Source organism: Exiguobacterium sp. s128, from assembly GCF_018618815.1.
GTDB classification, from domain to species: domain Bacteria; phylum Bacillota; class Bacilli; order Exiguobacteriales; family Exiguobacteriaceae; genus Exiguobacterium_A; species Exiguobacterium_A antarcticum.
Genome location: NZ_JACSMT010000020.1, coordinates 44,114 through 50,509, shown reverse-complemented (window position 1 = coordinate 50,509; position 6,396 = coordinate 44,114). Strand labels below are relative to the sequence as shown.

At 45.2% G+C, this 6,396-nt stretch carries 7 protein-coding genes; 3 read left to right on the top strand and 4 right to left on the bottom strand.

Annotated elements, in window-relative coordinates; translation table 11 throughout:
• Positions 1 to 99: 99 nt before the first annotated feature.
• Positions 100 to 627 carry a hypothetical protein gene (locus KNQ13_RS09380; protein WP_026831098.1) on the bottom strand — a complete coding sequence of 176 codons (528 nt, stop codon included), beginning with the start codon at positions 625 to 627 and terminating at the stop codon, positions 100 to 102.
• Positions 628 to 759: 132 nt separating this feature from the next.
• On the bottom strand, positions 760 to 930 hold the full coding sequence (gene ytzI, locus KNQ13_RS09375) for a YtzI protein (protein WP_150111987.1): 171 nt from the start codon (positions 928 to 930) through the stop codon (positions 760 to 762).
• Positions 931 to 1,054: 124 nt separating this feature from the next.
• Between ytzI and KNQ13_RS09370 the strand changes: the two genes are divergently transcribed.
• The gene (locus KNQ13_RS09370; protein WP_014969958.1) at positions 1,055 to 2,158 is read left to right on the top strand and encodes a PP2C family protein-serine/threonine phosphatase; all 1,104 of its coding nucleotides are present in this window, start codon (positions 1,055 to 1,057) and stop codon (positions 2,156 to 2,158) included.
• 110 nt (positions 2,159 to 2,268) lie between these two features.
• Here KNQ13_RS09370 and KNQ13_RS09365 read toward each other — a convergent pair whose 3' ends face one another.
• Complete coding sequence (locus KNQ13_RS09365; protein ID WP_026828838.1) at positions 2,269 to 3,204, bottom strand: magnesium transporter CorA family protein; 936 nt, start codon at positions 3,202 to 3,204, stop codon at positions 2,269 to 2,271.
• 120 nt (positions 3,205 to 3,324) lie between these two features.
• Between KNQ13_RS09365 and KNQ13_RS09360 the strand changes: the two genes are divergently transcribed.
• Positions 3,325 to 3,690, top strand: coding sequence for an Hpt domain-containing protein (locus KNQ13_RS09360; protein WP_014969961.1), 366 nt, complete (start codon positions 3,325 to 3,327; stop codon positions 3,688 to 3,690).
• Positions 3,691 to 3,800: 110 nt separating this feature from the next.
• Here the strand turns inward: KNQ13_RS09360 and KNQ13_RS09355 are convergent, their stop codons facing one another.
• Complete coding sequence (locus KNQ13_RS09355; RefSeq protein WP_026831099.1) at positions 3,801 to 4,679, bottom strand: chemotaxis protein CheV; 879 nt, start codon at positions 4,677 to 4,679, stop codon at positions 3,801 to 3,803.
• Positions 4,680 to 4,894: 215 nt separating this feature from the next.
• On the opposite strand from KNQ13_RS09355, the gene KNQ13_RS09350 reads away from it, so the two are divergent.
• On the top strand, positions 4,895 to 6,334 hold the full coding sequence (locus KNQ13_RS09350) for an NADP-dependent glyceraldehyde-3-phosphate dehydrogenase (RefSeq protein WP_026831100.1): 1,440 nt from the start codon (positions 4,895 to 4,897) through the stop codon (positions 6,332 to 6,334).
• Positions 6,335 to 6,396 lie beyond the last annotated feature (62 nt).

The following is a 6,396-nucleotide window of genomic DNA, read 5'->3' as shown; positions in this document are numbered from 1 at the left end:
ATTAGGCTACCTGACACCTAAAAAATATGGTGTACTGGCAGCCTAATCAAGGTGTTTTATATGTGTCTCATATTGCTAGGTCAGTCTAGTGTCATCTGCTTATTTGTTCTGTTGTGAACCGTTTGATGAATCATTTTTTGGTTGATGTTCAGCAGGTGCTTCTTCATTTCCAAGCGCAACGTCTTTTGCTTCGACAACCTTGTTGGAAATCGAGTTGAGATCACCTTTTGCTTCGTTTACCGTATCTTTTACAGATGAAGCATCGGTTTTTACCGTCTCAAGTTCGGTGTTGACTTTATCGTAGACGTTTTGAACGTCTGATGCGACTTCTTGAATGATACTTGACGCACTTTTGACTTGGTTGATGACTTGTGACGCTTTACCTGACGGATCTTCTTTGATGGTAGAGGCGAGTGTTGAGACAGAATCTTTTGCCCCACGAAGACTTTGTTTCGTATTTTGACGACTAGATGAGCTCAGTAATGTCAGGAGACCGCCTATAGCTGCTCCAAGCAACATTCCTGTAAGTAAGCTGACCTGACGACCAGATGAAGTTTCCTGATCGAACTGGCGATTTGGATGTTCAGCGTGCACGGCATGTGGATCGTTTGGTAAATTTGGTTGCATGAATAGACACTCCCTTAAGATATTATTTGACCATGATATTGATATACCCTTATCTGACAAGTGGAAACATGCATTTTTAATACAACAAAAAGACCATCCGATGATATGATGGTCTGAGACGGTCCAATAGTCTTACGGTCGAGGCTCGTCTTTATGTTTTTCAGTCAGTTTACGGTTGATTTCATCGTAGTCGATTTCGATGTCATCCTTATTGCCTTTATAGCCGTAGCCTTTTGAAATCACGAGAATTGAAGCGACCAAGACGAAAACGATGATTAGAATGGAGATGACATACAGCCACATGATCCATTCCCCCTTTCATTCTTCTTTAGTATGACGGAAAAAGAGCCGTCCGTCTAAACGAAAATGTAAATTATGTGCTAAACTATTTTAAAATGAATATGTTGATGGAACGAGGTGAGACGACATGAGTATATTAGTCGTAGATGACGAATTTACGAATTTGATGATTTTGGAACGGTTGCTTGAAAATGAAGGATATGATGTGGTCAAAGCGATGAGTGGTGAAGAAGCGATGGAGTTAATGGAAGATCCGTTGTTCATCGAAACGCTTGACGTCGTATTACTGGATGTCGAGATGCCGGGAATCAGTGGAATCGATGCGACACGTTTGATTCGTAAGCGGTTTGGGTTAGATGAACTGCCGATTGTCATCGTGTCAGGACGATCGAATGAAGAGGATATTGCCGATGGACTGGACGCTGGGGCATCCGACTATACGACAAAACCGATTCGGAAAACAGAATTGCTTGCACGTGTCCGCAACGCGATGTCGCTCAAACAAGCGATTGATGCGCGGAAACGGTATGAAAAAGTCTTGCAGGAAGACTTTGACTTGGCACAAAAACTACAACAAAGTGTTTTAAGTGCCAATATCGAGGACGAAGACATCCGGATCATGGCAACGTACATTCCCTCTAAGAAATTAGCGGGAGACATGTATGCCTGGTACCGAATCTCACCACAAAAATACGGCATCATCTTGTTTGACGTGATGGGGCATGGTGTGTCGTCTGCCCTAATCACGATGGGAATGAGCTCGATTTTATTTGAACTCGTCCACCGGATTGGTGATCCGGCAAAGGTGCTCGAGGAATTAAATAAACAAATGAGCCGCCTGTTTCCGGGAGATGAAACAGAGATTTATTTTACAGCTGTCTATCTGTATATCGAACTAGACAAGATGAAGCTCAGTTATGCCAATGCCGGACATCCACCAGGATTGTTGCGGATGGGGAATCAAATCATTGCCCTTGAAAATACGGGACTGCCGGTCGGGATGTTTGAAGATTCCGAATACACGAGTCAGACGATTGATCTTGTTTCGCCTGGGTGTGTCTACTTGTATACCGATGGATTCATGGAGTTGTACAGCAAAGGGATTGACGAAGGAATCAATGCGATTCGTGAATTGATTCATGAGCAAGGACCGGGCATTCACCAACTGATTCAACCGGATCAAAGCGATGATGCCGACGACTTATGTCTCGTTACCATTGAAATCAATTGAACAACAAAAAACCACTCACCTTTGCGAGACGTTTAGATTAAAAAAGATGGCACATCTTTTTCCGCTAACGTACGTAAAAGTGAGTGGTTTTTTGTTTTACTGGAGTTTTTCTAGAAAAATCGACGACGCCATAAAATAAAGGCAGCTAGTCCCGAGAAGAAAATCATCATTCCGAAGACAATCCAGAAGCCGATGACTTCCCCTTCCCAGGGGACGTGAACATTCATTCCGAACATCCCGGAAATCATCGTCGGAATCGAGATGACGATCGTGATCGACGCGAGAAACTTCATGACGAAGTTGACATTGTTTGAGATGACAGAACCAAATGTGTCCATCGTCGAACTGATGATATCTTTATAGATTTGGGCCATCTCCATCGCCTGACGGTGTTCGACGAAAACATCCTCGAGCAAGTCTTCATCATCTTCATGTTTTTCGAGACTGGGTGTTTTGATGATGCGGTCGAGAACACCATCGTTCGATTTTAAGGATGTCATGAAATAGACAAGTGATTTTTGTAAGTTCATCAGTTGGAAGATTTCTTGATTTCGCATCGAACGTTGTAATTCTTCTTCGAGTTCATCCATCCGGCGGTCGATTTGCCGCAGGAAACGAAGATAGGACGAACTGACTTTATATAAGATTTGGAAGACGAATCGCGAACGGTAATTCGTCCGGAAAGCGCGGAGCTTTCCGCTTGAGAACAATGTCAATACATCGAGCTGTTGCGAACAGACGGTGATGAAATGTCTCGAAGTTACGATGATACCAAGTGGGATCGTATTGTAACGCCGTCCGGACGATTCTTCTTCAATATAGGGTACATCGACGATCATCAATAACCCTTCATCATCTTTCTCGAAACGAGGTTTTTCCTCGACATCCAGAGGATCATAAATGAAATCCTCAGGAATTTTTGTAGCAGCGATGACTTGGTCAGCTTCGTCTTTTGTCGGATTGACAAGATGAATCCAAGAACCTTTCGTGAATTCTTGAATCTCGTTGACTGCCCCCGTCACATCACTTCGATAAATCGTCAACATTGTCTATCCCTCCTGCTCTTCACTTTTTCATTATAGAAATACTTTAGAGGACGTGTAAATGATTCTCAGATTTTTTTTTGAAACAATTAATGATAAAATACAGATGAGGGAGGGAAGAAGATGCCTTTTTTTAATGAAAAGAAGTTGGATGAACTACGTGTGATTGCCGGTGGCGATGACGTATTTTTACAGAAAATTGGTGAGACGTACATTGCTCAGTTCGACCGGAAGTTTCCGGAACTCAAGGATGCGGTCGAAGCAGAGGATGCGGTACAGACTGAGAAATTAGCTCACTTACTTAAAGGTGCCTCCTATTCCGTAGCGGCGGATGACTTAGCAGATGATTTTGAAATCCTCGAAAAAGAGGCGGAAACGGGTTCGGTCACGAATGCCCCGGAAGTCCTGATTCGGATTGAAGAATGTATGGTCGGTTTCAGAAAAAGTTGGTTAGATGTGTTTCTTGGTAAAAATACGGATTTCGTCTGAGGCGAAAGATTGGATACCGTTGACACGACTTCTGTCGCAATCATGCCTATATTAAAAATATCCGTCTCCTGAAAATCAGGGGACGGATATTTGTGTACGGCAATAACGATTCAGAGCACGTATGTATCGACCGTTTCGATCAATCGACCGATTTCCGGTTTCGTGATTTGAGCGTTGACACCAACGGATTCTCCTTTATGTCGAAGATCGTTAGAGATCAATGAGGAGAAGACGACGATTGGCAAATCGGTATAACGATCATCTTCACGCAGGCGTTTCGTCAAATGCAATCCATCCATTTTCGGCATCTCGATGTCCGTGATCAACAGATCACAATCACTGCCTGCTTCAAAAGCATCAAAGGCATCTTTTCCGTTGATGAACCATTTCAAACTATCGTAACCAGCTTCTTCGAGTGTTTCGATGATAAGTGTCCGTAACATTTCCGAGTCTTCTGCAATCCAAATGGTTTTATTCGACCGGTTCCGTGGCAGGACGCGACGACCTTCTTCCCGGGCGAAGATGTCTTTACGTGAAAGTTCAAGCGCGATTTTTTCATAATCAAGTAAGATGATCATCTTGTCACCGGTCTTGACGACGCCGTTCGTCAAACCTTCGATCCCCCGTGCGAGTTCATTTGGTGTATCGATCTGTTCCCACGAAATACGCCGGATTTCAGTCACGGCATCGACACGTAAGACACTTTTCTCGCCATTGAACTCACAGATGATCAACCGGTCGTCGGTTGTTTCATCGTGGGCAACTCCGATGACAGTCGGTAAATCGATGACGGTCATCACTTCGCCCCGTAGTTCGATTAATCCTTTGACGGCGTCGGGTGTACCGGGTAACGGCGTCATCGGTAAGGGGACGATGATTTCGCGGACTTTCATGACATTGATTCCAAATGTGTAGGGACCACAATGGAAAATGACGATTTCTAATTCGTTTGTTCCAGCTTCTAATAAAATATCGTGTTGATTGTACACGTTATCGAGCTCCTTTCAATCCTACACTGCACTTCTGACTAGTTATCGGCAGAAAGCAGAAAACATTCCATATAAAAAATGATAAAAAAGTTATTGAAATCGCTTTCATTTTATGTTAAGCAAAAAGTTTGGCATTTGTCTGACCAATTGATTACAATAAGCTATGCAGCCACACACTGAAGTGAGAGAGAAAAAATAAATGGAGGTCGAGTGGAATGACTACAGCAACAACATACACATACTTATTAGATGGGCAATGGCATGAAAGCGAATCAAACGAAACGATCGAAATTTCGTCACCTTATAAAGAAGACCTCGTCGGTCGGGTACAAGCGATGACCAAACCGGAAGTCGATCAGGCAATTGCGTCGGCGAAAGTAGCACAAGTGGAATGGGCGAAGGTTCCAGCCAATAAACGGGCGGAATTGCTGCATGCTTGGGCAACGGAGCTCGAGAAGCGTGCGGAAGAAATCGGCGAAGTCATCATGCGCGAAGTCGGTAAGGGACGTGCGGATGGGATTAAGGAAGTCAAACGGACGGCAGAAATCATTCGTTATACAGCGGAAGAGGGTCTTCGGTTTGACGGTCAGATGATGCAAGGGGATTCGTTCCCAGGCGGAAGTGCAAACAAGATTGCCATCATCAAAAAAGCACCACTCGGTGTCGTCCTTGCGATTTCACCGTTTAACTACCCAGTCAATTTAGCGGCAGCGAAACTCGCACCCGCCTTGATGACAGGGAACGCTGTTGTCTTCAAACCGGCGACACAAGGTTCGATCAGCGGCATCTTGATGGTCGAAGCGCTCGTCGCGGCAGGTCTTCCGGCCGGCCTCGTCAATCTTGTGACAGGACGCGGTTCTGTCATCGGGGATTATTTAACGGCACATGCGGGCATTGATATGATCACCTTTACAGGTGGTACAGGAACGGGACAACACTTATCACGTCAATCGGCGATGATTCCACTTGTTTTGGAACTGGGTGGCAAAGACCCGGCGCTCGTCTTAGAAGATGCGAATCTTTCCCTTGCAGCGGATCAGATCATCAGCGGTGCGTTTTCATACTCCGGTCAACGGTGTACGGCCATCAAACGTGTATTCGTTCTTGAACCTCAGGCAGATGCGCTCGTCGCAGAATTGTCTGCTCGAATCGCGAAATTGACAGTCGGTTCACCGGAAGATGAAAGTGTTGTTGTGCCTTTGATCGATGCGAAGTCAGCTGATTTCGTCGAAGGACTGATCACGGATGCGACGGAAAAAGGGGCAACACTCGTCACAGGCGGTAAACGAACAGCCAACTTGATTGAGCCAACGTTGTTTGATCATGTGACACGCGACATGCGGATTGCATGGGAAGAACCGTTCGGACCTGTCCTACCGGTCATTCGTGTCAGCTCGGTCGAAGAGATGATCGCCTATGCGAACGAATCGGAATACGGTCTTCAGGCGAGTGTCTTTACGGAAAACATCGACGCGGCGTTCCATGTCGCGGATGCGCTCGAAACCGGCTCGGTTCAAATCAACGGACGGACGGAACGTGGTCCTGACCACTTCCCATTCATCGGCGTGAAGTCTTCTGGTCTTGGGGTACAAGGTGTCGGACGAAGTCTTGCTTCGATGACTCGCGATAAATTAACAGTGCTCAATTTAAAATAATTTTTTTACGGAAGCGACCTTTCAATCTGCGGAAGGGTCGCTTTTTTTTGCATCCAACGGGC

Coding starts and splice junctions, on each gene's coding strand:
- KNQ13_RS09380 (WP_026831098.1), bottom strand. CDS start 627: ATGCAACCAAATTTACCAAACGATCCACATGCCGTGCACGCTGAACAT.
- ytzI (WP_150111987.1), bottom strand. CDS start 930: ATGTGGCTGTATGTCATCTCCATTCTAATCATCGTTTTCGTCTTGGTC.
- KNQ13_RS09370 (WP_014969958.1), top strand. CDS start 1,055: ATGAGTATATTAGTCGTAGATGACGAATTTACGAATTTGATGATTTTG.
- KNQ13_RS09365 (WP_026828838.1), bottom strand. CDS start 3,204: ATGTTGACGATTTATCGAAGTGATGTGACGGGGGCAGTCAACGAGATT.
- KNQ13_RS09360 (WP_014969961.1), top strand. CDS start 3,325: ATGCCTTTTTTTAATGAAAAGAAGTTGGATGAACTACGTGTGATTGCC.
- KNQ13_RS09350 (WP_026831100.1), top strand. CDS start 4,895: ATGACTACAGCAACAACATACACATACTTATTAGATGGGCAATGGCAT.